At 63.7% G+C, this 25,687-nt stretch carries 26 protein-coding genes; 21 read left to right on the top strand and 5 right to left on the bottom strand.

The window, feature by feature from the left end; translation table 11 throughout:
- Position 1: 1 nt before the first annotated feature.
- The 20 genes from fliQ to BG83_RS0115355 all read left to right on the top strand — a co-directional run bounded on the left by fliQ (position 2) and on the right by BG83_RS0115355 (position 18,475).
- A complete protein-coding gene (fliQ, locus tag BG83_RS0115450; RefSeq protein WP_004631435.1) occupies positions 2 to 271 on the top strand; it encodes a flagellar biosynthesis protein FliQ in 270 nt (89 codons plus the stop codon).
- Positions 272 to 304: 33 nt separating this feature from the next.
- Entirely contained in the window at positions 305 to 1,117 is an 813-nt protein-coding gene (gene fliR / locus BG83_RS0115445; RefSeq protein ID WP_024977595.1) for a flagellar biosynthetic protein FliR, read from the top strand.
- 394 nt (positions 1,118 to 1,511) lie between these two features.
- On the top strand, positions 1,512 to 2,222 hold the full coding sequence (locus tag BG83_RS0115440; RefSeq protein ID WP_024977594.1) for a beta-ketoacyl synthase chain length factor: 711 nt from the start codon (positions 1,512 to 1,514) through the stop codon (positions 2,220 to 2,222).
- Positions 2,207 to 3,013: a lysophospholipid acyltransferase family protein gene (locus BG83_RS0115435; protein WP_080693688.1), complete on the top strand. Its 807-nt coding sequence runs from the start codon at positions 2,207 to 2,209 to the stop codon at positions 3,011 to 3,013. Before BG83_RS0115440 ends, BG83_RS0115435 begins: the two co-directional genes overlap by 16 nt.
- Positions 2,988 to 3,245, top strand: coding sequence for a phosphopantetheine-binding protein (locus BG83_RS0115430; RefSeq protein ID WP_004631431.1), 258 nt, complete (start codon positions 2,988 to 2,990; stop codon positions 3,243 to 3,245). The genes BG83_RS0115435 and BG83_RS0115430 overlap by 26 nt, the downstream gene beginning before the upstream one ends.
- Before the next feature lie 43 nt (positions 3,246 to 3,288).
- Positions 3,289 to 3,534 carry an acyl carrier protein gene (locus tag BG83_RS0115425; protein WP_024977592.1) on the top strand — a complete coding sequence of 82 codons (246 nt, stop codon included), beginning with the start codon at positions 3,289 to 3,291 and terminating at the stop codon, positions 3,532 to 3,534.
- A 4-nt stretch (positions 3,535 to 3,538) separates the two neighbouring features.
- Positions 3,539 to 4,168, top strand: coding sequence for a membrane protein (locus tag BG83_RS0115420; RefSeq protein ID WP_024977591.1), 630 nt, complete (start codon positions 3,539 to 3,541; stop codon positions 4,166 to 4,168).
- A complete protein-coding gene (locus BG83_RS0115415; RefSeq protein ID WP_024977590.1) occupies positions 4,165 to 5,841 on the top strand; it encodes an AMP-binding protein in 1,677 nt (558 codons plus the stop codon). Before BG83_RS0115420 ends, BG83_RS0115415 begins: the two co-directional genes overlap by 4 nt.
- Positions 5,838 to 7,559 (top strand): glycosyltransferase family 2 protein, encoded by a 1,722-nt coding sequence (locus BG83_RS0115410; RefSeq protein ID WP_024977589.1) that lies wholly within the window; start codon positions 5,838 to 5,840, stop codon positions 7,557 to 7,559. Before BG83_RS0115415 ends, BG83_RS0115410 begins: the two co-directional genes overlap by 4 nt.
- The gene (locus tag BG83_RS0115405; protein WP_024977588.1) at positions 7,552 to 9,150 is read left to right on the top strand and encodes an HAL/PAL/TAL family ammonia-lyase; all 1,599 of its coding nucleotides are present in this window, start codon (positions 7,552 to 7,554) and stop codon (positions 9,148 to 9,150) included. Before BG83_RS0115410 ends, BG83_RS0115405 begins: the two co-directional genes overlap by 8 nt.
- The gene (locus tag BG83_RS0115400) at positions 9,147 to 9,581 is read left to right on the top strand and encodes an acyl-CoA thioesterase (protein WP_024977587.1); all 435 of its coding nucleotides are present in this window, start codon (positions 9,147 to 9,149) and stop codon (positions 9,579 to 9,581) included. The genes BG83_RS0115405 and BG83_RS0115400 overlap by 4 nt, the downstream gene beginning before the upstream one ends.
- Entirely contained in the window at positions 9,569 to 10,216 is a 648-nt protein-coding gene (locus tag BG83_RS0115395; protein ID WP_024977586.1) for a LolA family protein, read from the top strand. The genes BG83_RS0115400 and BG83_RS0115395 overlap by 13 nt, the downstream gene beginning before the upstream one ends.
- The gene (locus BG83_RS0115390) at positions 10,216 to 12,633 is read left to right on the top strand and encodes an MMPL family transporter (RefSeq protein WP_037031978.1); all 2,418 of its coding nucleotides are present in this window, start codon (positions 10,216 to 10,218) and stop codon (positions 12,631 to 12,633) included. The genes BG83_RS0115395 and BG83_RS0115390 overlap by 1 nt, the downstream gene beginning before the upstream one ends.
- Positions 12,630 to 13,811, top strand: a complete 1,182-nt coding sequence (locus BG83_RS0115385; RefSeq protein ID WP_024977584.1) for a beta-ketoacyl-[acyl-carrier-protein] synthase family protein — start codon at positions 12,630 to 12,632, stop codon at positions 13,809 to 13,811. The genes BG83_RS0115390 and BG83_RS0115385 overlap by 4 nt, the downstream gene beginning before the upstream one ends.
- A 2-nt stretch (positions 13,812 to 13,813) precedes the next feature.
- On the top strand, positions 13,814 to 14,299 hold the full coding sequence (locus BG83_RS0115380; protein WP_024977583.1) for a hotdog family protein: 486 nt from the start codon (positions 13,814 to 13,816) through the stop codon (positions 14,297 to 14,299).
- Complete coding sequence (locus BG83_RS0115375; protein WP_024977582.1) at positions 14,296 to 15,033, top strand: 3-ketoacyl-ACP reductase FabG2; 738 nt, start codon at positions 14,296 to 14,298, stop codon at positions 15,031 to 15,033. Before BG83_RS0115380 ends, BG83_RS0115375 begins: the two co-directional genes overlap by 4 nt.
- Entirely contained in the window at positions 15,033 to 16,259 is a 1,227-nt protein-coding gene (locus BG83_RS0115370) for a beta-ketoacyl-ACP synthase (protein ID WP_024977581.1), read from the top strand. Before BG83_RS0115375 ends, BG83_RS0115370 begins: the two co-directional genes overlap by 1 nt.
- Positions 16,259 to 17,503 carry a beta-ketoacyl synthase N-terminal-like domain-containing protein gene (locus BG83_RS0115365; RefSeq protein ID WP_024977580.1) on the top strand — a complete coding sequence of 415 codons (1,245 nt, stop codon included), beginning with the start codon at positions 16,259 to 16,261 and terminating at the stop codon, positions 17,501 to 17,503. Before BG83_RS0115370 ends, BG83_RS0115365 begins: the two co-directional genes overlap by 1 nt.
- Before the next feature lie 51 nt (positions 17,504 to 17,554).
- Positions 17,555 to 17,989: a hypothetical protein gene (locus BG83_RS0115360; protein WP_024977579.1), complete on the top strand. Its 435-nt coding sequence runs from the start codon at positions 17,555 to 17,557 to the stop codon at positions 17,987 to 17,989.
- Positions 17,990 to 18,037: 48 nt separating this feature from the next.
- Positions 18,038 to 18,475, top strand: a complete 438-nt coding sequence (locus BG83_RS0115355) for a hypothetical protein (protein WP_024977578.1) — start codon at positions 18,038 to 18,040, stop codon at positions 18,473 to 18,475.
- 44 nt (positions 18,476 to 18,519) lie between these two features.
- Here BG83_RS0115355 and BG83_RS0115350 read toward each other — a convergent pair whose 3' ends face one another.
- Complete coding sequence (locus BG83_RS0115350; RefSeq protein WP_024977577.1) at positions 18,520 to 19,248, bottom strand: class I SAM-dependent methyltransferase; 729 nt, start codon at positions 19,246 to 19,248, stop codon at positions 18,520 to 18,522.
- Positions 19,249 to 19,401: 153 nt separating this feature from the next.
- Between BG83_RS0115350 and BG83_RS0115345 the strand changes: the two genes are divergently transcribed.
- A complete protein-coding gene (locus BG83_RS0115345; RefSeq protein WP_024977576.1) occupies positions 19,402 to 20,661 on the top strand; it encodes an NAD(P)/FAD-dependent oxidoreductase in 1,260 nt (419 codons plus the stop codon).
- 46 nt (positions 20,662 to 20,707) lie between these two features.
- Here BG83_RS0115345 and BG83_RS0115340 read toward each other — a convergent pair whose 3' ends face one another.
- The 4 genes from BG83_RS0115340 to flgJ form a co-directional block, all read right to left on the bottom strand.
- Positions 20,708 to 21,451 carry a YoaK family protein gene (locus BG83_RS0115340; RefSeq protein ID WP_024977575.1) on the bottom strand — a complete coding sequence of 248 codons (744 nt, stop codon included), beginning with the start codon at positions 21,449 to 21,451 and terminating at the stop codon, positions 20,708 to 20,710.
- Positions 21,452 to 21,518: 67 nt separating this feature from the next.
- Positions 21,519 to 22,478 (bottom strand): flagellar hook-associated protein FlgL, encoded by a 960-nt coding sequence (gene flgL / locus BG83_RS0115335; protein WP_024977574.1) that lies wholly within the window; start codon positions 22,476 to 22,478, stop codon positions 21,519 to 21,521.
- Positions 22,479 to 22,545: 67 nt separating this feature from the next.
- A complete protein-coding gene (gene flgK, locus BG83_RS0115330) occupies positions 22,546 to 24,483 on the bottom strand; it encodes a flagellar hook-associated protein FlgK (RefSeq protein ID WP_024977573.1) in 1,938 nt (645 codons plus the stop codon).
- Between the two features lie 115 nt (positions 24,484 to 24,598).
- Positions 24,599 to 25,684, bottom strand: coding sequence for a flagellar assembly peptidoglycan hydrolase FlgJ (flgJ, locus tag BG83_RS0115325; RefSeq protein ID WP_024977572.1), 1,086 nt, complete (start codon positions 25,682 to 25,684; stop codon positions 24,599 to 24,601).
- Positions 25,685 to 25,687: the final 3 nt, after the last annotated feature.

Genomic DNA, 25,687 nt, shown 5'->3' with positions numbered 1-25,687 from the left:
CATGACACCCGAGTACGTTCTGGATATGGCCCGCCAGGCCATGCAGGTCGCCATGATGGTGGGCGCGCCGATGTTGCTGGTGTCGCTCGTCGTCGGCCTGCTGGTGGCAGTATTCCAGGCCGCCACGCAGCTCAACGAGCAGACGCTGTCGTTCATCCCCAAGCTGCTGGCCGTCGCGGCCACGATGGTGCTGGCCGGCCCGTGGATCGTCGCCGTGATCGTCGACTACACGCGCGGCGTGCTGACCAATATCCCCAACTACGTGAATTGACGACACCGAGCTGACGCAGCCGCCAAATCAACGATGATCCAATTCACCGCCACGCAGCTCAACGGCTGGATCGCCATGTACTGGTGGCCGCTGGTGCGCGTGCTGGCGTTCATCGCCATTGCGCCCCCGTTTGCCAATACCGAGATCCCGACGTCGATCAAGGTGGCATTTGGCGTGGTCATCACGGTGGCGCTGGCGCCCATGCTGCCGGTGCCCGCAGGCGTGTCGGTGGGCTCATACGAAGGGCTGTGGATCACGCTGGTGCAGGTGTTGATCGGGCTGGCGCTGGGCTTTTGCGTGCAGCTCGTGTTCTCGGCCATCAGTGGTGCCGGCGAAGTGATGTCGGTGCAGATAGGCCTGGGTTTTGCGTCGCTGCTCGACCCAACGCAAACCGAGAGCAGCATGCTCCTCGGCCGCTTCCTCAGCCTCACGGCCGTTACCGCGTTCATTGCAGGTGACGGCCATCTCGTGCTGCTGCACGCGTTGTTCGACAGCTTCACCGCCCTGCCCGTCTCGGCAGCGCCGCTGGGCAACGCGGGTTGGCAGACGCTGGCCGGCGGCGGCACGATCGTCTTTGCGCTAGCCCTGCGCATCGCCCTGCCCATCATCGCGATCATGATGATCGTCAACCTCGGCTTTGCCGTGCTCTCGCGCACGGCGCAGGCGCTCAACCCGTTTGCCGTGGGCATCGCCGCCACGCTCGTGGTGGGGCTGATGCTCGTCATGGTGATGATGACGTCGTTGGCGCCGGTGGTGGAGCGGTCTGTGATGGATGCACTGGACCTGGGTGGGCGGGCGTTCAGCCAGTTCAGTACACCCCCGTCATCGGGCCAACCTCGCCCATAATCCGAACAAATTAAAACGGCGGTTTCAATACCCCTCTACATGGGGGAATCCATTCAAGCGCCATCACTTCAATAACCGCGCGAACGACGCCGTCCTGTTTTGTCACATTCCTCGCGCATTCTCGCCAGCGTCGCGCATGTGACACGAAGTCAAGCAAGCGGTTGTTTTCCTAGGGGACTTTTCAGTATGATTCGGCCCCAGGGTTGGGGAATAGCAAGCGCTTTGAAAGACAAAATCGGCTGAGAATAACGGCCCGCGCATTCACCCAGATCAATCGAAAACAATGAGAGCGAATCGGGTGAGGCAAGTGTTGCGTTGATGCGCGACAGCCAGCCCCGCGCCGGGCGCCGCACACATTGCGGCCACTGGCAGTGCTCCACATGCGAACACCGATATGCCCGATTTGCACTGGACAATCCCGGTTGCTCGCTGGTCCTGCTGGCCTGCCATTGGTGCTGATTCAATATCGTCTCCGGAAATCGGTTTTATTGAACCGATGGTTCGGCGGCGTCTGAGCACGCTCTCTAAAAGCGCGCTGAAGGTCGCACACGATTGCGCTGCCGATGTCCCACGCGCACGTGTCGTCTTTGCCTCCCGGCATGGCGAATTGCGCCGCACGGCCGGCATCCTGGCCGACATCGAGAACGCCGCCCCGGTCTCCCCCACCGCATTCAGCCTGTCTGTACTCAACGCCATGAGCGGCGTATTTGGCATTGCGCGCGGCGACACCTCGCCTGCCATCGCCGTGTCGGCCGGCCCGGCTACGCTGGGGCTCGCTCTGCTGGAAGCGCATGCCCAGTACGCATCGGACCCTGCTTCACCGGTGCTGCTGGTCTACGCCGATGAACCCGCCGATGCGCGCTTCGGCTCCGTGGCCGATGAGGTGGATACGTGCGCGCTAGCCGTACTGCTCGACGGTTCGGCCAGTGCCTCGTTGGTGTGTTCGCATGGCCCCGCGACAGCGGGCGGGCAAGCGGCAAATGTCACGACAACCCAAAGCCAGGCCGTTCTGCACTGCCTGTCGTCCCGCACCTCCGGCGTCTGGCAACACGCAGACGGCAGCTGGACGTGGCAATGGCGTGAGGGCCCATGGCAAGCACACTGAGCGCCCGCCTCAACTTGGCATGGCGCTTGGTGGCAACGGGGCTGGCCTTTACCGTCTTCGGCGTCTGCGGGGTGCTGTTCTCCGTCGTCGTATTTCCCTTGGCTTGGCTGTGGCCGCACCGGGCATCGCGCCAACGCACTGTCACGTTCGTTATCCATTGGTTCTTCCGTACGCTGGTTCGCGCGCTCCAATGGCTCGGTGTGATGAGGCTGGATGTGCAAGGTGCGGAGGAGCTGCGTGCGCGCCGACCCGCCATCGTGGTGGCCAACCACCCGACCTACCTGGACGTGATGGTGCTCCTGGCGCTGACTCCGTCAGCCTGCTGCGTGGTGAAGAAGGCCCACTGGGGTAACCCGTGCTTCTGGGGCATCGTGCGTGCCGCCGAATACATCAGCAACGCAGACCCGACCGAACTGGTAGAGGCGAGCGCGCGCCAGTTGGCCGCGGGGTACACCATGATCATCTTCCCGGAAGGCACGCGCAGTCCAGCCAAGGATCGGTTGCATCCATTCTCACGCGGCTTTGCACATATGGCGCTCAACGTGGGGGCCCCCATCGTGCCCGTGCTGATGGATTGCGACCCGCCCGCCTTTACCAAAACCATGCGTTGGTACGACGTGCCACCACGCGCCTTCTGCATGAAGATCGCCGTGCTGCCGCCTATCAGCGTCGCGCAATACGTGCCCGATGGCTCGCCGCCGGCGCTCGCCGCACGTGCACTTACCACCGGCGTCGAAACCCACATCACCGATCATCTTCTGCAACATGGATTCTTTGAAGCTCGAAATTAAGCAACTTCTTATCGAAGCGCTCGATCTGGAAGATATGACGCCAGCGGACATTGACGACGATGCCCCGCTCTTTGATACGAACGGTATTGGCCTGGATTCCATTGACGCACTGGAAATCGGCATCGTGCTGCGCAAGCGTTACCAATTGACGATTGCCGCCAATGACGAACATACGCGCGAGCATTTCCGCTCGATTAACACACTCGCCGCACTGGTGAAGAGCCAACAATAATCGCCCGGGCATTGGCACCGGCAGGCACAGGGAGAAAAAAATCATGACGGACACTGAGATCCTCGAGCGCATCCGCGTCATTTTCAAAGAGAACTTCGATATCGATCCGGCACGCGTCACGCCCGAGGCGCATCTATTTGAAGAGCTGGATCTGGACAGCATCGATGCAGTCGATCTGGCAATCAAGCTGCAGGAAATGACAGGACGCCGCATCAAGCCCGAAGAATTCAAGACGGTACGCACGGTGGGCGACGTCATCGGCGCAGTCGAATCGCTGCTCGCGGCATAAGCGGATGCAGGCGCAACCTGCCCGCCAACCCCTCGCACTGCCCAAGTGGGCGCGTGGCGCCGCTCAAGCGGCGTTGAAGATCGCGTATCCGCTGGTGCTGATCGGGGCATGGCATTTCGGCACACCGCGCTACGCCGGCATCGCGCTGCTGGCGTTGCTCTGGATGCAGCGGTGGATCGGCGCGGGCAGCGTATCGACGCTGCTGCGCCAGCTCACGCCGCTGGATTGGCTGACTGCGGGAACGCTGACATGCATGTCCGCCGCCGTCGCCATCACGGATAGCGAATTGCTGCTGCGCCTGTATCCGGCGCTGGTCAATGCTGGGCTGTTGCTGAGCTTTGCAGCTACCCTTCGCTCGGGCCCTTCCATGATCGAAAAGTTTGCGCGCATGCGCCTGCCCGACCTGCAGCCGCGCGCCGTTTGCTATACGCGGCGCGTCACGCAGGCGTGGTGCGTTTTCTTCGCACTCAACGGAGTGACGGCAATGATCGCGGCCCTGTACTGGTCGCGCGGTGCATGGGCGTTGTACAACGGCGTGATCGCTTACGTCTTGGTCGGTGTGTTGGTTGTAGCGGAAATGGCGTTCCGTCATTGGATTGTGCGCCCGCACGCCCTGCCGTCGGAGGCGACATGATTGCCCTCCACGCCCTGCTGTCGGCTGCGCAGCCTGTTGACACTGCCATCTGCGCCGATGGCCGGCAATCCATAACATCCGGCGTCTTTCGTGCCCGTGTAGCGGCCTGCTCAGCGGTGTTCGCTGGCCAGCAGGCGACACGCTACGCGCTGTGCGTCGACGATCCGTTCGATTTCGCATGCGCGCTGTTTGCGTTGTTTGCATGCGGCAAGCATGTCGTGATTCCCGCCAGCGCCGCGCCTGCCTATCTCGGCACGCTGGCAGACGCGTACGACGTGCTCATCACCGATACCGACCTCCCGACCATCGGCGCGCATGCCGAAGGCGTGACGCTCAGCACAATCCATCCGGATGTACCGATCACGCTGTACACCTCAGGTAGCACCGGCGCGCCCAAGCCTATCCGTAAGACGCTCGCGCAATTCGATGCGGAAGTCTTAACACTTGAACAGCAGTGGGGTCCGCAGATGGGCAGCGGCGTGGTGCTGGCCAGCGTGCCCCATCACCATATTTACGGGCTGCTGTTCCGCGTGTTCTGGCCGTTGGCCGCCGGGCGCGCATTCAGTCGGCAGACCGTTACCGAACCCTCCGCATTGCAGCGTGCCCTGATGTTGCAACCCGCTGCCGCGTTGGTCTCCAGCCCGACCCAACTGGCGCGATGGCCGTTGCTTTCGGGTTTCGATACGCTGCCGGCACTCCCAACCGTGTTTTCGTCTGGTGGCCCATTGGATGCGGCTGCAGCAACGGCGTTTGCAGATGCACATGGAAGTGCACCCATCGAAGTGTTCGGCAGCACGGAAACCGGCGGCATCGCCTGGCGCCGTCAGGACCGCTCCCATGCATGGCAGCCGTTCGGCAGCATCGAAGTCCGCCAGGAAGACGACGGCGCGCTTGCCGTACGCTCGCCGCATCTACCCCACCGTGAATGGCACCGCACCGATGACGCGATCGCGTTTGACGACAGTGGCCGCTTCGTCCTGCGTGGCAGATTGGACCGCGTCGTCAAGGTTGACGGCAAGCGTGTCTCGCTGCCAGAAGTCGAAGCGTGGTTGGGTGAGCATCCGTTTGTGGCGCGGGCAGCGGCAACGTTGCTAACGGGGACGTCACGCGACCGATTGGGCGCGCTGGTCGCACTCACGCCGGCTGGCGCGCAGGCGCTGCGCGCACAGGGCCGCGTGGCGCTGGCCAAGACGCTGCGCCGGCACCTGTCCGCCTACACCGAGCCCACGTTGATCCCGCGCCGCTGGCGCTTCTGCATGGCCATGCCGATAGACGCGCGCGGCAAATTGCCCGCGGCAACCGTGGCCGCTGCGTTCCGGCCGGGCGCCGAGGGCTTCGAAACGCTCTCCCATGTGAGCGATGCCGACAGCGATCACTACGAGCTGCGCGTCAGCCACGATCTCGTGCATTTCGCGGGCCACTTTCCTGGCCTCCCGATCCTGCCCGGTGTGGTGCTCATCGACTGGACTGTGAGCCTGGCCGCTGCCCGTAACAGCGCAGTACGTACGATTACGTCAATCGACCAACTGAAGTTCATGGCGCCGGTACCTCCGGGTGCCGTGGTGTCGCTGCGCCTCGTGCACGAGCCGGATCGCAGCCGCGTACGCTTCACTGCCCGACTCGGCGCCCGTGATTGCGCCTCGGGCGTACTGGTCCATCGGGAGGCTGCGTGAGCCCGAACACGGTCATCGTCATCCCGATCTACAACCACAAGGATGCGATCGGCAACACCGTCGCAAACCTGTTGATCCACGGGCTGCCGATCCTCATCGTCGACGACGGCAGCAACGCGGCCACGCAATCCGTGCTGGCCGCGCTCGCACAGCAGTACGCACAACAAGTCACGCTGCTGCGGCTACCGGAAAACGGCGGCAAGGGCGCAGCTGTGATGGCCGGTCTGCGTGCGGCCTACGCTGCCGGCTATACCCACGCCCTGCAGATCGACGCCGACGGCCAGCACGATGCGGGCGACGTACCTCGCTTTCTTGCCGCCGCCATTTCCGCGCCCGACGCCATCATCCTCGGCCGCCCGGTCTACGACGAAAGCGTGCCCAGGTCGCGCCTGTACGGCCGCTACCTCACGCACGTGTGGGTGTGGATCGAAACGCTGTCATTCGACATCCGGGATTCGATGTGTGGCTTCCGCATCTACCCGTTGGCGCTGGCGTGCAAGCTGATGGATGACGTGGCGCTGCCCACCCGCATGGATTTCGATATCGAGATTCTGGTACGCCTGCACTGGCGCCGGGCGCGCATCATCACGCTGCCCACGCGCGTGACGTATGAACGCGGCGGGCTGTCGCACTTTGACGTGCTGTGGGACAACATCCGCATCAGCAAGAGCCACACGCGGCTGGTGGCCGGCATGCTGCTGCGTTTTCCGATGCTGCTGGCCGGAAAATGCTTGCCGCGCTGGCGTCATTCTTCGGCATCAACCACGACGCAAGGTTGGTGGCGCGTGGCCGAGCGTGGGAGCCAGTTCGGCATGCAACTTCTTGCGCTGAGCTGCCGCCTGTTCGGCACACGCCTCACTTCGTTGTGGCTATACCCGATCGTCGCGTATTTCCTGATAACCGGGCGTGCGGCGCGAGAGGCATCGCGGCAGTACTTCACCCGCTTGCATTCGGTGTCGCCGGGTACAGGCATGCCGCAACCGGGTTGGCTTAGTGCATACCGCCACATGATCGCGTTTGCGCAGTCGGGGCTAGACAAGCTGGCCGCATGGTCGGGGCAGGTCAAAAATGAACGCGTGCGCTTTGATGACCCGACCGCATTCGAAGCACTCGTTGCCAGCGGTCGTGGCGCACTGGTCATTGGCGCGCACCTGGGCAACCTGGAAATGACGCGCGCGCTGGCTGCCCGCAATGGCCTCGCCAAGGTAACTGCGGTGGTCTACACCGAGCATGCGCAGCGCTTTAACCACGTGCTGGCACAAGCGCATCCGGATGTCGTCTCGCACCTGATGCAAGTGACCGACTTCGGCCCAGCCACAGCCATGCTGATGCAAGAGCGCATCGACGCCGGCGAACTGCTGGTGATCGTGGGCGACCGGGTGCCCGCACACGAATCCGGCCGCACGGTGGAGGCCCGCTTTCTGGGCGCACCTGCACAATTCGCACAGGGCCCATACGTTCTGGCACACGCGCTGGGCTGCCCGGTGTACCTGTTCTTTTGCCTAAAGACGGGGCAGGACCATACCCTGTATTTCGAGCCATTTGCCGAGCACGTTGCGCTACCGCGTGCCGAGCGCGCACGCCACCTTGGCGCATTGGCCCAGCGTTACGCAGAGCGGCTGGAACACTATTGCCGCAAGGCCTCTTTCCAATGGTTCAATTTTTTCGATTTTTGGGCGCGCCCCAACGCCACCAAGAACATGGACGCCCATGGCTGAACACGATTTGAACGTGCCCGCGCAAGTCAATGCGCCCGCCCAACGGCTCGGCGTTGTCATCGGCAACCGTCATCTGACGATTGAAGACGTCGTTGCCATTGCGCGCGACCAGCAGCCGGTTTCGCTCTGCGCCGATGCCGCGTGGCGCGATCGCATCGAACGTGGTGCGCAGTTCCTGTGCCAACGGCTGGCCGAAGGCGCAACCATCTACGGCGTCAACACAGGCTACGGCGATGCGTGCCAAGTAAGTGTGCCGATGGCGCTGGTTGAAGCTCTGCCGCTGCAGCTCACGCGCTATCACGGTTGCGGCATGGGCCGCCACCTGGAGCCGGCTGAAACGCTGGCCGTGGTGGCTGCACGACTGAACTCGCTGGCCCACGGCTATTCGGGTGTCCGGTATGTGCTGCTGCAGCGCCTGGCCGACCTGATCAACCACCGCATCCTGCCGCGCATTCCGGCCGAGGGATCGGTGGGCGCCAGCGGTGACCTGACGCCCCTGTCGTACGTGGCTGCCACGCTGGTCGGCGAGCGCGACGTGCTTTTCAACAACCATGTGCAGCCCGCCGCCGGCGTGTGGCACCAGATCGGCCACTCGCCCATCACCCTGGCCCCGAAAGAGGGGCTTGCGCTGATGAACGGCACTGCGGTCATGACTGGTCTGGCGTGTCTGGCCTACGCCCGCGCAGAGCAACTGATTCGCCTGTCTTCTCGACTGACGGCCTTGGCCACGGTGGCACTCGATGGGCGCGCTGCGCACTTCCACCCGACCATCTTCGCGGCCAAGCCACATGCGGGGCAGGCGGAAGTTGCCGGATGGATTCGCGCGGATCTGGCCGACTGGGATGACGCTTCGGCGCACCGCGTGCAAGATCGCTATTCGATCCGCTGCGCTCCGCATGTGATCGGCGTGGCGCGCGACGCGCAGTCGTGGATCCGCCGCGACATCGAGAACGAACTCAACAGCGCCAACGACAACCCGCTGGTCGATCCCGACGCGCAGGAGATCCTGCACGGCGGCAACTTCTATGGTGGGCACATCGCGTTCGCGATGGACGCGCTCAAAACAGCCGTTGCCAACCTGGCCGACCTGATGGACCGCCAGTTTGCGCTCCTGGTGGACGACAAATTCAACAACGGTTTGCCGCGCAACCTGTCGGGCGCCACCGCCGAGCGTGCACCGATCAACCACGGTTTCAAAGCCGTGCAGATCTCGTCATCAGCCTGGACGGCCGAAGCGCTCAAGCACACCATGCCGGCCAGCGTCTTCTCGCGATCAACGGAAGCGCATAACCAGGACAAGGTCAGCATGGGCACGATTGCCGCGCGTGATTGTCTGCGCGTGCTGGAGCTAACGGAACAGGTGGCAGCCGCGCATACGCTCGCAGCTGTGCAGGCAGTGCGATTGCGCTGTCAGCTTGACCCGTACACGCAGGTGCCGGCACCCGTGCAGGCGTTCGTGGAGCGTATCAGCGCCATGTCGGCATTCGTGAGCGAAGACCGCCCACTGGAAGCCGATCTGCGCACACTGACGCTCGCCATCGAGCGTGGCCTGCTCACCAACGCAGACAACCAACAGGAAATGCCAGCATGACTTCCCGCGACCTGCCGCCACTGGCCGCCAGCGCCCAGGTTGAGGTGCCGTTTCACGACGTCGACGCCATGGACGTCTGCTGGCATGGTCACTACCTGAAGTACTTCGAGATCGGCCGTGCCGCGCTGCTGCGCCGCTTCGACTACGATTACCGCGAGATGCGCGACTCCGGCTACCTATGGCCCGTTGTCGAAGCACACCTGAAGTACATCAAGCCGGCAACTTACGGCCAACAGATCGAGGTGCGCGCAACGCTGCTGGAGTACGAGAACCGCCTGAAGATCGGCTACGAGATCGTCGATTGCGCATCCGGCACCCGGCTGACCAAGGGAACCACCACGCAGGTAGCCGTATGCGCCCGCACCGGCGAACTGCAGTTCGTCTCGCCGCCCGTGATGATCGAACGTGTGGAGCGCGCATGGTTGGGCTGAACGCTATCGTGCGCGCGTGGATTACCGCGCTGATGCTGGGGACGTGCACACTCGCCAGCGCGACACCGAGCGAAGTATCGCCGGGCAGCACACTCGTCTCGCAAGTCGCTGCGCAATTGGCACAGGCACGTGGCGTACGCGCGCAGTTCGTACAAACGCAATCGCTGCAGGCCATGCAGAAGCCGCTGGTAAGCAGCGGCACGCTGCTGTTCTTGCGCGATCTGGGCGCAGTCTGGCGCATCGAGCAGCCGACCCGCATGACGTATGTGATGACCGACTCGGGTGTCACCGTGCTGGATGCCAACGACCGGCCGACGCGTGGCGCGCGCAACGCCGCTGGTGTAGCGCAGGTCTCGCGCATGATGCGCGCGATGCTCACGGGCGACCTGTCCGCGCTCTACTCCCAGTTCAACGTCAATGCACAAGGCAACGTCAGCCGCTGGCATCTGAAGTTGACCCCAGCCCAGCCGCAATTGGCACAGGCACTGCGCGGGCTGGATCTGTCGGGCGACACCTACGTGCGGAGTATCCGCATCCAGTCAGCCAATGGCGATGAAACACGCATCGAGTTCACGGGCAGCACGCGTGTGGAAGCGCCCAGCGCTGCCGAGCGCACGCTGCTGGGAGCGCCCTGATGACGCTGGAGCTGGGGTTGCATCGGCCGGCCCTCTCTGTCCGACGAATGTGGGGCATCCGGCTCGGCTGGCTGGCGGTCGTGCTGGCCGCCCTGCTCTATTGCGGCCTGCGCCTGCACGACGGTACGGCGTTGCAAACGAACCTGCTGTCGTTGCTGCCGGACACCGAGGCCGACCCGGTTGCGGAAAAGGCTGTCGATACGCTGGCGGCATCACTGGGTGACCGCGCGGTCTTCCTGCTCAGTAGCCGCAACGCTGACCATGCAAAAGCGGCTGCCATGCAGTTTGGTTCGCAACTCAAGCGCAGCAAGGCGTTTCGCACCGTGATTGCCCAGTTGCCGCCATTCGATACCGCGCAGATCACCCGCTTCTATCTGCCTTACCGATTCGGCCTGCTGAGCGCCGCAGACCGCGCGGCACTGGATGACACATCCACCGCGCTGCCCACACTGCTCGCGCAAAGGCTGTACGCGCCGGTCGAAGCCGGTCTGAGCGCACCGCTGGCTGACGACCCATTCGGCTGGCTCAGCCACTGGCTGGCGGGCCTGCCGCTGGCCGCCACGCGGCTCGAACTGGAAGACAACCTGCTGATCACCCGGCGCGGTGACACCACCAGCGTCTTGGTCACCAGCACGCTGGCCGCTTCTGCCTACGATGGGCAAACCCAGGCCGACGTCCGCACCGCTGTCGCACAGGCTGAGCAATCATTGGCGCGTACCTTTCCGGACGTCACTCTGGTGCGCACCGGCGCCGTTTTCTATGCCGCCGCTGCGCGCAGCGCTTCGGAACAGGAACTGCATCGCATCGGCATCATCTCGACGCTCGGTATCGCTTTGCTGATGTTGTGGGTCTTCCGCTCGCCGCGCTTTCTGCTGCTCGGGTTCCTGTCCACGGGCATTGGGATCGTGTTTGCGTTGGCCGCAACGATGCTGGTCTTTGGAAAGCTGCACCTCCTCACGCTCGTATTCGGCGCCAGCCTGATCGGCGAGGCGGTGGATTACTCCATTCAGTACTTCGTCGGCCACCTCGGTGCCCAGGGGCAAGACGCGCAACGCAGCGCGCGCGAGGTGCGGCCGGCACTGCTGGTGGCGCTTGCAACAAGCCTGCTCGGCTACGCGATCCTGGTTGGCGTGCCATTTCCGGCGCTGCGCCAGATTGCGTGCTTTGCGATCGCTGGGATCGGAGCGGCCTTTTTGTCAGTGGCATCGCTGTTGCCTGCACTGCTGACGAATGCGCAGCGACAGCCATACCGCACCTACGATCGCGCCGCGCGTTGGCTGGGCCGCTGGCAGGCAGCACTGACGCGACGGGGTGCTTGGGTTTGCCTGGCACTCATTGCGGCGGCCGCCGTGCCCGGATGGCTACGCCTGACCAGCGACGACGACATCCACCTGCTGATCCAGCGCGACCCCGATCTGGCACGACAAGAGGCCTTCGTGCGCGAAGCCATCGGCGTAGAAAACAGCACCCAATTTTTCGTTGTGAAGGGCGACTCCACCGAGCAGGTGTTGCAACGTGCTGAAACACTGCAACACAAGCTGGAGCTGCCGATTGCAGGTGCCTCGCTCAAAGGCGTGCAATCAGTCACCCAGTTCGTGCCTTCCGCTCATCAACAAGCGGAAGACCGCGCCCGCCTGAGCAAACGCGTGTCTGCTGACCCGCAAGCCCTGCGCGCGACCTTGACGGACGCTGGCTTTCGGCCCGAGATCGCCGCCAAGTACGTGACTGCATTTGAAACCACTCCGAGCGCCCCGCTTACGGTGGATGCATGGCTAGCGATGCCTTGGTCGCAGCCCTATCGCCACCTCTGGTTAGGCCAAGTGTCGAGCGCCGGTGCGCCGCGCATGTTTGCCGCCATCGTCATCCCGACCGGTGTCACGTCGGCGCAGTTGCCCGCGTTGGCGGCACTGGCCGATGCCACCCCTGGTATCCGCTTCGTCGACAAACCCGCCAGCGTCGCGCGCCTGTTCGCCACGTACCGCATCGATAGCGGTTGGTGGCTGGCTGGGGCGCTCAGCCTGATCCTCATGCTGTTCTGCGTGCGCTATGGCGTGGCCGCCGGTGTGCGCGTGACCTTGCCGGTCGTCTGCGCTGTCGGCATCACGTTTGCTGTGTATGGCTACGCGGGCATTCCGCTAAACCTGTTCCATTGGCTAGCCCTGATGCTGGTGCTGGGCGTCGGCGCCAACTACGCTGTGTTCCTGCGCGAAGGTTGTGCGCGGCAGCGCGCGGATATTGGTGGCGTATGGGTTGGCGTGTTGCTGTCGGCGTCCACCACGCTGCTCTCGTTCGGCCTGCTGGGTACAAGTGGCATGCCGGTGCTGCGCAGCTTCGGCATGACACTTGCCCTGGGCATTGTCATTGCGGTTGCGTTGGCGCCGCTCGGAATGCCCACCGTAAGACATCGACCATCATGACCGCTTCTCCTGTTTATCTGCATGCGCTCGGCATGGTCAATGCGCTGGGTGATGACGTGAATTCCATCCGCCGCAACCTGGCAGCCGGGCATGCGCCTGGCATGGGGGCGGTCGACCGGCCGGAAGGTTCAACGGGCATGATCGGACGCGCCTTGGCTGCACTCGAGATCGAACCGCCCGCGCACTTGTCCGCCTACGACTGTCGCAACAACCGGTTGCTGCTTGCCGCGCTCGCGCAGATTCAACCCGTGGTGGACCAGGCCCGCACCCAGTATGGCCCGCACCGGATTGGCATCGTCCTCGGGACCAGCACGTCGGGCATCGACGCTGCCGAGGCGGCGCTGCGCCATGCAAAAGAACACGGCAATCTTCCCCGCGCGTTCGACTATCGCCAAATGGAAATCGGCACGCTGGCACCGTTCGCCGCTGCGGCACTTGGCACCACTGGTCCGGCTTATACGGTATCCACCGCTTGCACATCGAGCGCCAAGGCTTTCGCCTCGGCCCGCCGGTTGCTGCAACTAGGCCTGTGTGACGCAGTGGTCGTGGGGGGTGCGGATTCGCTATGTGAGTTGACGCTGCAGGGCTTTGCCTCGCTGGAATCGACCAGCGCCGCGCGCACCAACCCCATGAGCCGCAACCGTGCCGGTATCAATATCGGCGAAGGGGCGGCCGTATTCCTGATGACACGTGAACGCGGCCCCGTACGGCTGGCGGGTGTGGGGGAATCAAGCGATGCCCACCACATTTCTGCGCCCGACCCGACCGGCGCCGGCGCTGAAAGCGCCCTGCGTGCCGCCTTGGCGGATGCTGGCATCGATGTCAGCGCCATCGGCTACGTCAACCTGCACGCCACCGCCACCCGCAAGAACGATGAGATGGAAGCGCATCTGATGGCGCACGTCTTTCCAGCGGGTGTGCCGACCAGCGGCACCAAGCCGCTGACGGGGCACACGCTGGGCGCCGCAGGCGCCACCGAACTCGGCTTCGCATGGCTGACGCTCGCCGATGAAGGCATCACCCTGCCGCGCCACCTCTGGGATGGCGAAGCCGACCCCGCTCTGCCCACGCTCGATCTGATCGAAGACACCCGCCGCCTGGGCGCCGGCCGGTACGTAATGAGCAACTCGTTTGCTTTTGGCGGCAGTAACGCCAGCCTGATCCTGGGGCAGGGATGAGCATGACTGATACCGAAGTGAGGGCTGCTTTCCCCTTGGCTCCCATCGAATCGATCCTGCCGCATCGCGGCACGATGTTGCTGCTCGCAGGCGTCGAATCCTGGGATGACGAATTTCTTGCGGCGGTTGCACATGTCGACCCTGCCGCCTGGTATGCCGACACCCGCGGCAACATGCCCGCGTGGATCGGCATTGAGCTGATGGCGCAGGCCATTGCAGCACATGTCGGCCTGCTTTCGACGCGCGCTGGTCAACCAGCGCGGCCTGGCGTGCTGCTTGGTTCGCGCAAGTACGAGGCCAGCGTTCCCGCGTTTGAACAAGGCAAGCCGTTGCGCGTGGAGGCACGCGAGCTGTTGCGCGGTGCCGAGGGTCATGGCGCGTACGAGTGCACAATCAGTGCAGGCGGCCAGCCCCTGGCCAACGCCATCATCAAGGTTTACCAGCCGACCGATTTTCAAGCATTCATCGAAGGGAGTCTCACGATATGAGCCGCCGTGTTCTTGTGACGGGCGCAAGCCGTGGCATCGGCCGCGCCATCGCCTATCAGCTCGCAGCCGACGGGTTTGACGTCTCGGTGCATTGCCGCAGTGGCCGCAACGAGGCCGATGCCGTTGTCGCCGGTATCCAGGCGCAGGGTGCGAATGCAGGTAAGGCCCGCGTGCTCCAGTTCGATGTACGCGACCGCAACGCCTGCCGTACGCAGCTCGAGGCCGACGTCGAAGCGCACGGTGCCTACTACGGCATCGTTTTGTGCGCGGGTGTCACCCGCGATGCCGCCTTCCCCGCCCTGACGGACGAAGACTGGGACATCGTGCTCGAAACCAGCCTGGACGGTTTCTACAACGTCCTGCACCCACTCACCATGCCAATGGTGCGTGCTCGCAAGGGTGGACGCATCGTCACCATCGCATCGGTCTCGGGCGTGATGGGCAATCGAGGGCAGGTCAATTACAGCGCGGCCAAGGCCGGGCTGATTGGTGCAACAAAGGCCCTGGCTGTAGAACTGGCTTCACGCAACATCACCGTCAACTGCGTAGCCCCGGGTCTGGTCGAAACCGAGATGCTGTCCCACGTCGAACACCTGGACCACGCACTCCAGACGGTACCGATGCAGCGCGTCGGCCAGCCAGCCGAGGTGGCTGCGGTGGTGGGCTTTTTGATGTCGGATGCGGCGTCGTACGTCACGCGCCAGGTCATCGGTGTCAACGGCGGGATGATCTGATGAAACGGGTTGTCGTCACCGGCATGGGCGGTGTTACCGCCCTCGGCTCTGAGTGGAGTGAAATCCAATCGGCCCTCGAACAGGGCCGCAATGCCGTTCGGCGTATGCCGGAGTGGGATTACTTCGACACACTGCACGCGCGGCTGGCGTGCCCGCTGCCGGCCTTCAGCACACCGGCGGAGTACCCACGCAAAAAGACGCGCTCGATGGGACCTGTCTCGGTGTACGCGGTGCGCGCAAGCGAGCTGGCCCTGGCCGATGCAGGCTTGGCGGGAGACACCTCCATCGCCGATGGCCGCATGGGCGTGGCGTATGGCTCGTCGTCAGGCTCGGTGCAGCCCATCCGCGCGTTCGGCAACATGCTGGACACGGGCTCGATGCAGGGCGTCACATCCAACAGCTACGTGCAGATGATGCCGCACACGACGGCGGTCAACGTCGGGCTGTTCTGGGATTTGAAGGGCCGAGTCATTCCCACATCGTGCGCGTGCGCATCGGGCAGCCAGGCGATCGGCTATGCCTATGAAGCCATCGCGACCGGCAAACAGACGATGATGCTGGCCGGCGGCGCCGAGGAACTGTCCGCACCAGCCGTGGCCGTATTCGACACCCTGTACGCCACCAGCACGCGCAATGATGAGCCGCACCTCACGCCTCGCCCGTTCGACAAAGCCCGCGATGGTTTGGTCGTGGGCGAAGGCGCAGCCACGCTGGTGCTGGAAGACTACGACCACGCCCGCGCGCGCGGCGCGCGCATCCATGCCGAGGTCGTCGGTTTCGGCTGCAATTCCGACGGTGCACACATGACGCAACCTACCGCGGCCACCATGAGCCAGGCCATGCGTCTGGCGCTGCAGGATGCACACCTGCCGCAGGACGCCATCGGCTACGTCAACGCGCACGGCACATCCACAGACCTCGGTGACGTGGCTGAGAGCCTGGCCACGGCCGAGGTCTTCCGCCCCACGATGCCGATCAGTTCGCTCAAGAGCTATATCGGTCATACGCTGGGCGCATGCGGCGCCATTGAAGCGTGGTGGACCATCGAGATGATGAAGCGCAACTGGTACGCGCCCACGCTCAACCTCGAGAACGTCGACCCGGCCTGTGCACCGCTCGACTACATCGTCGGCAGCGCGCGCACCCTTGATACCGAGCACGTGATGAGCAACAACTTCGCGTTTGGCGGCATCAACACGTCGCTGATTTTCAAGCGCGCTGCCTGATGTCGCTTAGCACTTCGCGCCCCTTGGCTGCACCGGAACGCGTGGTCGTGACGGGCCTGGGTATCGTAAGTTGTCTGGGTAACACGCTGGATGGGGTTTCTGCGGCGCTGCGCGACGGCCGCTCGGGCCTCTCGCACGTTCCGGCCTGGCAGGCGCTGGGGCTGTCGAGCCAGGTCGCAGGCTTGGCCTCAGTTGAGGGCGCTCCGCCGTTTGCACGCAAGTTCGAACGCTTCATGGGCGAGACCGCGCGCATGGCGTGCCACGCGGCACGCAACGCCATCGGCGATGCTGGACTGGAATCGACGGCTCTGCAGACGCCGCGCGCGGGCTTGGTGGCAGGCTCCGGTAGCGGTGCATTGGCCGCGTATGACATCGCACTGGACGCCGTACGTGCGCGCGGCGTGGAACGGGCATCGCCCTATATCGTGCCGCAGGTGATGAGCAGTACGGTGTCGGCCAACCTTGCGCAGGTGTTCGGGTTTGGCGGCATCAGCTACTCACCGTCATCGGCGTGCACTACGTCGGCGCTGGCGATTGGTCAGGCTGCGCAATGGATCCGCTCAGGGCAGCAAGACATCATGCTGGCCGGCGGTGCAGAAGAACTACACGACAGCTATGCCATGTTCTTCGATGCCATGGGCGCGCTGTCGCGTGCACCGGCGCACGCGCCCGAGCGCGCATCACGCCCGTACGATGTGGCACGCGACGGCTTCGTGCTGGCTTCCGGCGCCGGCATGCTGGTGCTGGAATCGCTTACGCACGCACGCGCCCGTGGCGCCCGGATCTATGCGGAACTGACCGGCTTCGGGCAGAGCACCGACGTCGGCTCGATGGTATCGCCGCGTGCACCGGGCATTGCGCGTGCAATCCAGAGCGCAGTGGATGATGCCGGCACCCGCCCTGACTACATCAATACGCACGGCCCATCCACACCCTCTGGCGACGTGGAAGAGCTGCTTGCCCTGCAAACCGTATTTGGTACCGCCATGCCGCCGTTCTCATCCACCAAGGCCCTCACCGGACATCCCCCGGGGGCGGCGGGCGCGCAGGAAGCCATCTATACCTTGTTGATGATGCGAGACGGCTTCATTGCGGGTTCGGCCGGTATCGAAACACTCGACCCCGCGGTTGTCGGCCTGCCGTTGGTGCGCCAATCGCGTGCCGCTCGCATCGAGCGTGCGCTATCGATTTCCTTTGGGTTCGGCGGCAGTTGCGCCGGGCTGATGTTCGACGCCGTGATCTGACACCATCCTCGGCGATTTTCTCAACGCAATAAGAAGACAGGAGTGCTCTCAATGAAGAAACAACTACTGCTGGCCGCCAGCGCGCTTGCCATGCTCACGCAGGTTGCACACGCGCGCACAGAAGTCATGACGTACCCGATCCAGCCCGTGCTGCAATCGCAGCAATTCGCCCCCGGCGTGGCGCTCTACTTCGGCAACCAGGCGCACCCGGCAGTGGTGTCCAGCCTGGGTGAAGTCACGAAGTCGTCCCACCCGGCACGCAAGACCGCCACGGAGGTCGAAATCTGCAACGCCACGCTGGCCGATGCCCTGCGCCAGCTCGCAAGCGCCGCGCACGACCGTGGCGCCAATGCCGTCATCAACATCAAGACGTGGTTCCACTCGACCGAGAGCAACGACGTGAACAACTACACCTGCGGTGTCAGTGGCGTATCGGCGGCATTGCGCGTGAGCGGCGAGTTGGTCACGGTCGAGGCGGCCAAGTAATCGGCGTTCGTCGTCCGCACCCACTCACACTCGTTACAGGAGTCTGGAATGAAGCGTCACCTGATGCTGGCCGTGCTGTGCGTTGCCACGGTGAGCACCGCCGCGTTTGCCCGCAACGATGTCGAGGCGTACTCGCTCGATGCGGCCCTTAAGAGCGAAGGTTCCGACAAGGTGGGCAGCGATATCGCGCTCGTCTTCGCCGGCCAGAAGCACGCGGCGGTCGAGAAATCGATGGGCGAGATTGCCACCAACAAGAAGACCAATGGCGTCGGCCGCAGCGATGAAGCGGCGTGCCAGTATGTGTTCCTGTCTGCCGTGCTGGCGCTGCAGGAACGTGCGCGCCAGTTGGGTGGCAACGCGGTCATCAATATCAAGAGCAACTATAAGAACAAGCTGACCGAGAGCGCCACGGAGTTCACCTGCGGTTCGGGCGCGCTCATGTCGGGCGTTGCACTGAAGGGCGAGGTTGTAACCCTGAAGAAGTAGTGGCCAGCGGGCGCCGCCGGCCAGAGAGATCGGTCGGCGGCCCCTCAGGCAGCCAACTTGGTGGCGGCGACATTGACGAGCGTCTCGCGCCGCTTGCCCGGCTTCGGATGGTGCAAGCCCAGGCGTTCAAACAAGCCGAAATCCGCCGCCCTGCTCCACCAGAGATACGGTAGCGACACGTTACGTTGGTCAAAATCGAAACCGCCCGCACGCAGCATTTGCAGATACCCGTCCGCGCTCTTTTGCACATGCATCGGATGACGGAACAGCAACCGGATGACCCACGACTTGATATACGCGTCGGTCGATTCAGCGAACAGCAGCACGCCGCCTGGCTTCAATACGCGGCGGAACTCCGCCAATGCGCGCTCCTGTTCGACAAGATGATGAAACGTCTGGTGGCAGAACACGATATCTGCGCTGGCATCAGGCAAGGGCAGCGCCGCACAATCGGCATGCAGGATGTCGACCGGCGTGCCGATGGCACGGGCCGCCCTACGGGACGCCTCCAGCGAAGGCGCATGGCAGTCCACCCCGACAATCCGTTGCGGGGCAAACGCTTGCTCCAACAACCGAAAGGAAATGCCCTGTCCGCACCCCACATCCACTAGGACCGGCGCGGCAGGCAGCGGTTTGGTGATCAGCCGTTTGAGGTCATTGATGGCAACACGCAGCACATGGTGCTCCCACGTATACGTGCGCAGAAACCAGATGCCGAAAGCGGTTTCCGGAACAAACGATCCGATATGCGCAGGCGTTGAAGTGGTATCCATGGATGAATGGTGTTGGTCTGAAAATCAAAACGGGTTTTCAAGGCTGGCGCATTGTACCGACATCGATCGCCGGTTTTCAAAGCGTTTGGGAAGACGTAATCTTGTGCGTTATCTCGGCCGGCCGCGAAAAGACAACGAAAATCACAACCGATAATGCACACAACTACCCAAGCAATCGAAAAGCACGAACATGTTGACGTCGCCATCATTGGCGCGGGCCCTTCAGGCGCGGTAGCAGCAGCCTTGCTGCAGCGCGCCGGGCGCAATGTGCTGGTGCTCGAACGCCAGCACTTCCCGCGCTTCTCCATTGGCGAAAGCCTGCTGCCCCAAAGCATGGCCTACCTTGAAGCGGCGGGCATGCTGCAAGCGGTTGTGGAAGCAGGATTCCAGTACAAGAACGGGGCGTATTTCGTACATCAGGACAAGCACGCCTCCTTCGATTTCCGAGACAAGCATTCCACTGGCTGGGGCACCACGTATCAGGTTGAACGCGCGGTGTTTGATCAAACACTGATCAAAAGCGCCGCCGAACAAGGCGCCGACGTTCGCTTCGGCCACACCGTGCGCACGATGCAGCCGGGCGATGCGCCTGTGCTGGAAGTTGAAGACGAAGCCGGGAACGCTTATGCCGTTCATGCCCGCTTCGTGCTAGACGCAAGCGGCTTTGGCCGCGTGCTACCGCGCCTGCTGAATCTTGAAGCGCCGACCCGCATGCCAACCCGTGCGGCGCTGTTCACGCACGTGCGCGACGCCTTGCCCGCCGGCAGCACCGATCGCGACAAGATCTGCATCGCCGTTCACCCCGAGCGGCGCGATGTCTGGTACTGGATGATCCCGCTGGCCAACGGTCGCTCGTCAGTCGGCTGCGTAGCCGAAGCGAGTTTCCTCGACGTGCCGGAGGCAGAGCGCGAAGCGACCTTGCGCAAGCTGATCCAGGCCGAACCGAATATCGCAGCGCTGATTGGCGACGCGCCGTTCCTCATGCCCGTGCGACAGATCGGTGGCTACGCGGCCAATGTAGAGCGCCTCTATGGGCCAGGGTATGCGTTGCTGGGCAATGCGGGCGAGTTCCTGGACCCGGTGTTCTCGTCAGGCGTAACGATCGCATTGCGCTCGGCGGACCTGGCGACGCGCGTCCTCGTACGCCAACTCAACGGCGAAACCGTCGATTGGCTTGCCGATTACGACAAGCCGCTACGCAAAGGCGTCGATACGTTCCGCGCCTTCGTCGACCGGTGGTACTCGGGCGAGCTACAGGACATCATCTTCCACCCACGCCATTCTCCAGGCATCCGCCGCATGATCAGCGCCATCCTGGCGGGCTACGCCTGGGACGAAACGAATCCGTTCGTGGTCAATCCGGTGCGGCGCCTGAATACACTGCACGAGGTATGCCGGCGGGAAATAGGCTGAGGGGAGCGCAGCTGCGCACGCCCGGGCCGATGCAGCCCGGGCCCGTTTACCGACGACGCGCCAGCAAATCATCCACCACTGGCACAACGGCCAGCAGCATCAGGATGGACGCCAGCGGAATCGTGGCGGCATAACCCAGATACTTGAAGCCCAACGCGCCCGCCACGCCGCCCACGAAGAACATCCCCAGCAACGACGCCAACAATCGCAGCTTGGGCCGATTGGCTACGACGGCCGGCAGGTTGCGGTGCCCGTGGTTCCAGTAGAGCGCCTTGCCCACTTCGATGCCGATATCGGTGGCCAGGCCGGTCACGTGCGTGGTGCGGATTTCCGCTTTCGAAATCTTGGTGATGATGGCGTTCTGCAGCCCCATCAGGAAACACAGCAGTGCCACGGTGGCCGGCACGAACACGACACGGTATTGCCCCAGCGATGTCCCCATCAGGCCGAACAGCAACAACAGCGCGGCTTCGAGCATGAGCGGCAACGCGAATTCGCTCTGCGTGCTGCGCCGACGGCCCCAGTTGACGAGCACCGCCGTGCAGGCGGCACCGCAAAGGAATGCCAGCAGCGAGGCGAAGCCGGCGAGCACAAGGACGATATCGCCCAGCACGAGCGAGTCGGCCATCGCCGAGACGATGCCGGACATGTGGGAGGTGTATTGCTTGACGGCGAGGAATCCGCCTGCGTTGGCGGCGCCCGCCACGAAGGCCAGCGACTGACCGAGGCGCCGGTTGGCATCCTCTGAGCGTTCCGGGCTGGTCAGGCGGCGAAGATACTGGATAGGCATGACCAGTCCTGACGGTAGGTTAGCCGACATGATACGCCGCGCCACCCCACCGTCTGCCCGCGACAGATCACGGATTGATGTACTGGAACAGCGACATGCCCTGCATTGCCGTGAACGTCTTCTGCGCGGCCTGCAGCGACACCTGCTGCTGAGAAAACTGCGAAATGGCGGTGGTGTAGTCCACCGATTGCAGCTTCGAGATCTGCTCCTTCAACTGCTCGCCGTAGTTCGAGCCGCTGCTGTTGAGCGTGGTGATCTGCGCTTGCTGAGTGCCCACCGTCACCTGCGCTTGCAGGGCGACCTGATAGGCGTTGTCCAGATTGCCCTGCGCCGTCTGCACGGCCTTTTGCAGGTTCGCGACGTCGGTGGCCTGGGTGGCCGCGCTGATCGGGGTCGACAGCGCCGAGATCAGGTTCTCGTACGTCTTGAAGATGCTCTGGTTGGTGTTCGGGTTGGACGTATCCGAGTTGGGGATGCGCACGAACACCGAATCGCCCGACACCGAATTCGGCATCGAAATGTTCTGTGACACCTGCACCGTGGGCGGCTGGCCGCTACCAACGTACTGCACGGAACCGCTGGTATTCGTGAAAGGATCGGTCGTGCCGTTGGCGCCGCCAAACAGGGCCACGCCTGCGGCATCGCGCTGGTTGGCCGTCGACAGCAACTGCTGGTACTGCTGCTTGACCTGCGCCAGCACACCAATGCGCTGCGAATCCGTCATCAGCGAGGTGTTGGCCCCCACCAATGTCTGCTTGCCCTGCTGCAGCGTGGTCACCAGGTTGGTCAGCGCCGAAGACACGTTGGTCAGACGCGCGTCGGTGGCGTCGCGATTGGCTTGGTATTGATCGTTGGCGTCCTGCGTTTGCTGCAGTTGCGCCATCTGACCAAACGCGCTGGGGTTGTCGCCCGCGCTGTTGAGCGCGATGCCGCTCGCAATCTGCTGCTGCAACGTGAGCAGGTTCGATTGCGTGTTCTGCATCGAAGCGGAAGACGCTGCAAAGAATTGGGCGGTACTGACTCGCATGATCGGTCCGGACGGTAGGGCTTTAGGACGTTATCGGCAGGCGGGGCGATTTCTTCAGCCGCCCCGATCAGCCGCCGGCAATCGACAGCAAGCTGGCAAACAGCGAATTGGCCGTCTGCATCACCTTGGCCGAGGCCTGGTAGGCCTGCTGATACTTCATCAGGTTCATCGCCTCGTCATCGAGGTTCACCCCGGAAACCGACTGCTGCTGTTGCGTGGAGCTGGCCAGCAGCGCCTTCTGCGAGGTCAGGTTGGTGCTGGCCCGGTTGGCCTGCACACCCACCTGGGTGACGAGGTTGTTCCACGCCGTGCCGATCGACGTCGTGCCGCCGTCAAGCAGGTTGCTGTTGCGCAGCTTGGCCAGCGCGCTGGCGTTGCCGTTGTCGGTGCTGTTGGCGGTGTTGGCCGAAATGGTGAACGTGTCGCCATTGCCGGGCGAGCCCGAAAGCGTCATCTGCACGCCGTTGAACGCATACGTCGCGCCCTGCGTGTACGGCGCCGTGCCGCCCGTGTACGTGGTGGACGTGCCGCCCGCCGTGACCGTCACACTGCCCGGGAACCCCGACAGCGAGCCGCCGACGGCCGAGCTGTACGTCAGGTTGATTGGCGAGGTGAGCGGCGAACCGGCATACGTGCTGTCCACGCCCAACGACGACACCGTGGCACTGCCCGTGTTGTTGCTGCCCTGGTTGAGCACCACGGGCGAGGCCGCGGCCACGTTGTGGTAGTCGGTGGTGAGCGTCTGCATGGTGGCGGCCGCGTTGGCGGTCGGACGCACCAGGAAGGAATCGCCGCTGTTCATCGTGCCCGACAGGTTCAGCGTGACGCCGTCAATCGTGGTCGGCCAGCTCGACACCGTTACAGAGGCGGAGCCGTCCGGATAGTGCGAAACGGTGTAGGCGCCGCCCTGGTACTTGACCTGATAGTCGTAGCCTTGCCCCGCATTGGCGTTGGTGATGCTGGCAGTGAGCGTGCCGCTGCCGGTGTTGTTGGTGCTGGGTGCAACGCTCGGGCTGGCCACGGAGAAGAGGTCCGTGCCCATCTTGCCGTTGGCGTCCATGCCGAGCTTGTTCTGCGCATTCACGTCGGCCGTCACGGCCGTGGCCAGGCGGCCCAGGCTGTTCTGCGCCGGAATGAGCGTGTTGCTGCGGAAGTCCATCAGGCCGCCCAGCGCACCGCCGCCGAGCTGGCTGTCGTCGATGTTGACCGTGCCGCCCGGGCTCTTGTACCCCACCGACAGTTGCGTCGGATCGTACTGCGACGGCACCGCCGTCAACTGGTAGCTCTGATTGCCCTGCACCAGCGCCTGGCCGTTGCCCACGTAGATGTTGAACTGGCCGTCGCCGGTCTGCACCACGCTCGCCTTGATCGACTGGTTGAGCGTCTGCACGAGCTGGTCGCGCTGGTCACGCAGGTCATTGGCCGGCTGGCCGGTCGACGCTTCCGCCTTGGAAATCTGATCATTCAACGAAGCGATCTGCTGCGCGGTGCCATTGACCGAGCTGATCTGCGTCTGCACCTGCGTATTGACCTGGTTGCTGAGCGAACTCAGCTGCCCGGCAATCGAATTGAAGCGGCTTTGCAGGCCCGCGGCCGCGTTCAGGAAAACCTGGCGAGCGGTGGTATCCGACGGCTTGGAGGCCAGGCCATCGGCGGCATTGAAGAAACTGGTGAGCGACGAAGTCAGGCCGCTGTTGCTGTCCGACATGTACTTGCTCAGGCCCGACACCAGGCTGTTGAGCTGGTCGGCCGCGCTGGTCGAAGCCTGGCCGCTTTGTACCTGCGCAGTCAGGAACTGGTCGTAGATACGCTTGACTGTCGTGACATTGGCGCCCTGGCCGAGATAGCCCACGCCGGCGTACAGCGGAATGTTTTCCGTCTGCACGGCTTCCTGGCGTGAATAGCCGGGGGTGCTGGCGTTGGCAATGTTGTTGCCGGTCACTTGCAGGTTGATATCGGCAACCCGCAGGCCGGACGCGCCAATATTAAGAAGGGAGCTGCTCATAGTTGTCTCGGTGCGGGCAGCATGACGCCGCCGAAATAAGCTCTAGAAACAACATCGGCCGGACAAGCGCAAACTTGAGCCGGCCGTCGTCGCCAAAATATGCTTCTTGGATCACTCAAACGATCTGCTTGAGCACCGCCATGATCTTGTGGGCGTAGTTCGGATCGGTGGCGTAGCCCGCGCGCTGCAAGCCCTTGGCGAACGATGCTGCGTCGTTGCCGTTGCCGGCCGCCACAACGTTGCTGTAGCGCGGGTTGTTGGCCAGCAGGTTGGCGTAGTCCTTGAACGCTTCGGCATATGAGCTGTAGGCGCGGAATTTCTCCTGGACCTTATGGGCGACGCCGCCAATGTATTCGGTGGTCGTCACCGTGGCGGTCTTGCCGGCCCACGAGCCACCGGCCTTGATGCCGAACAGGTTGTGCGTGTTCGTGCCGTCCTTTGCCTTGATCTCGCGACGGCCCCAGCCGGATTCCAGCGCCGCGTGGCCGATCATGAAGTTGGCCGGAATGCCGGTTTCCTGCGCGGCCTGCGATGCGTGGCCGATCAGCTTGTTGTAGAAGCTGGTCATGCGCTCGCCGCGCGGCTCAGACGCCACCGTCGACAGGTCAACGTCGGGCGGCGCGCTCGGGGTCTGCGCCTGCGCATCCGCCTGCTTGCGCAGGGCGGCCAGTGCACGTTGCACGCGTTCTTCCAAGCCCGGGCGCGGCACAGTGCTGATGCCCGAACCGTCGTCTTCCGTGCCTGGCGCGACGGCCGCGGCCATGCTGTTCAGCGACGAGCGGGCGATGGCCTTGGCGGCATCGCTCGTGGAGCCGGCAGCACCTGGCAGCGCGGTATTGGTGGCCGTCGTGTTGGACAGGGTGGTGTTCACCTTGCCGCCCGCATCCGGGTTCACATGCGTGGCCTGACGCAGCATCTGCTTCAGAAGCTGGTCTGCCACGCCCACGCCGCGCGAGGCCATGGTCTGCGAAAGCTGCTGATCGAGCATCGACGTGTACATCTTGCTCGACGACGAATCGAGCGGCCCGTTCTGCGGCGTTGCATCGCGCATCTGCTTGAGCATCATGTTCACGAAGATCGCGTCGAACTGCTTGGCGACGGTCTTGGCGGCGCCGGTCGGGTCGGTACGCGCCGTTTGCTTGAGCGACTCGAAACCCTTGGAATCGAGCGCCAGGCGGCTGGTGAGGTCGGTTTGGTTCATCGT

This window comes from Ralstonia pickettii (assembly GCF_000607165.1).
In the GTDB taxonomy this organism is placed as follows: Bacteria; Pseudomonadota; Gammaproteobacteria; order Burkholderiales; family Burkholderiaceae; genus Ralstonia; species Ralstonia holmesii.
The sequence above is the reverse complement of the archived record's forward strand: the minus strand, read 5'-3'. Positions and strand labels throughout refer to the sequence as shown.

Excerpts from the sequence above, each read along its gene's own strand:
- BG83_RS0115415 (WP_024977590.1), top strand. The coding sequence starts at position 4,165 with ATGATTGCCCTCCACGCCCTGCTGTCGGCTGCGCAGCCTGTTGACACT.
- BG83_RS0115385 (WP_024977584.1), top strand. The coding sequence starts at position 12,630 with ATGACCGCTTCTCCTGTTTATCTGCATGCGCTCGGCATGGTCAATGCG.
- BG83_RS0115420 (WP_024977591.1), top strand. The coding sequence starts at position 3,539 with ATGCAGGCGCAACCTGCCCGCCAACCCCTCGCACTGCCCAAGTGGGCG.
- BG83_RS0115440 (WP_024977594.1), top strand. The coding sequence starts at position 1,512 with ATGCCCGATTTGCACTGGACAATCCCGGTTGCTCGCTGGTCCTGCTGG.
- BG83_RS0115360 (WP_024977579.1), top strand. The coding sequence starts at position 17,555 with ATGAAGAAACAACTACTGCTGGCCGCCAGCGCGCTTGCCATGCTCACG.
- BG83_RS0115375 (WP_024977582.1), top strand. The coding sequence starts at position 14,296 with ATGAGCCGCCGTGTTCTTGTGACGGGCGCAAGCCGTGGCATCGGCCGC.
- BG83_RS0115355 (WP_024977578.1), top strand. The coding sequence starts at position 18,038 with ATGAAGCGTCACCTGATGCTGGCCGTGCTGTGCGTTGCCACGGTGAGC.
- BG83_RS0115395 (WP_024977586.1), top strand. The coding sequence starts at position 9,569 with ATGGTTGGGCTGAACGCTATCGTGCGCGCGTGGATTACCGCGCTGATG.
- BG83_RS0115405 (WP_024977588.1), top strand. The coding sequence starts at position 7,552 with ATGGCTGAACACGATTTGAACGTGCCCGCGCAAGTCAATGCGCCCGCC.
- flgK (WP_024977573.1), bottom strand. The coding sequence starts at position 24,483 with ATGAGCAGCTCCCTTCTTAATATTGGCGCGTCCGGCCTGCGGGTTGCC.
- fliQ (WP_004631435.1), top strand. The coding sequence starts at position 2 with ATGACACCCGAGTACGTTCTGGATATGGCCCGCCAGGCCATGCAGGTC.
- BG83_RS0115435 (WP_080693688.1), top strand. The coding sequence starts at position 2,207 with ATGGCAAGCACACTGAGCGCCCGCCTCAACTTGGCATGGCGCTTGGTG.
- BG83_RS0115380 (WP_024977583.1), top strand. The coding sequence starts at position 13,814 with ATGACTGATACCGAAGTGAGGGCTGCTTTCCCCTTGGCTCCCATCGAA.
- BG83_RS0115340 (WP_024977575.1), bottom strand. The coding sequence starts at position 21,451 with ATGCCTATCCAGTATCTTCGCCGCCTGACCAGCCCGGAACGCTCAGAG.
- flgL (WP_024977574.1), bottom strand. The coding sequence starts at position 22,478 with ATGCGAGTCAGTACCGCCCAATTCTTTGCAGCGTCTTCCGCTTCGATG.
- BG83_RS0115390 (WP_037031978.1), top strand. The coding sequence starts at position 10,216 with ATGACGCTGGAGCTGGGGTTGCATCGGCCGGCCCTCTCTGTCCGACGA.
- flgJ (WP_024977572.1), bottom strand. The coding sequence starts at position 25,684 with ATGAACCAAACCGACCTCACCAGCCGCCTGGCGCTCGATTCCAAGGGT.
- BG83_RS0115425 (WP_024977592.1), top strand. The coding sequence starts at position 3,289 with ATGACGGACACTGAGATCCTCGAGCGCATCCGCGTCATTTTCAAAGAG.
- fliR (WP_024977595.1), top strand. The coding sequence starts at position 305 with ATGATCCAATTCACCGCCACGCAGCTCAACGGCTGGATCGCCATGTAC.
- BG83_RS0115365 (WP_024977580.1), top strand. The coding sequence starts at position 16,259 with ATGTCGCTTAGCACTTCGCGCCCCTTGGCTGCACCGGAACGCGTGGTC.
- BG83_RS0115345 (WP_024977576.1), top strand. The coding sequence starts at position 19,402 with ATGCACACAACTACCCAAGCAATCGAAAAGCACGAACATGTTGACGTC.
- BG83_RS0115370 (WP_024977581.1), top strand. The coding sequence starts at position 15,033 with ATGAAACGGGTTGTCGTCACCGGCATGGGCGGTGTTACCGCCCTCGGC.
- BG83_RS0115400 (WP_024977587.1), top strand. The coding sequence starts at position 9,147 with ATGACTTCCCGCGACCTGCCGCCACTGGCCGCCAGCGCCCAGGTTGAG.
- BG83_RS0115350 (WP_024977577.1), bottom strand. The coding sequence starts at position 19,248 with ATGGATACCACTTCAACGCCTGCGCATATCGGATCGTTTGTTCCGGAA.
- BG83_RS0115430 (WP_004631431.1), top strand. The coding sequence starts at position 2,988 with ATGGATTCTTTGAAGCTCGAAATTAAGCAACTTCTTATCGAAGCGCTC.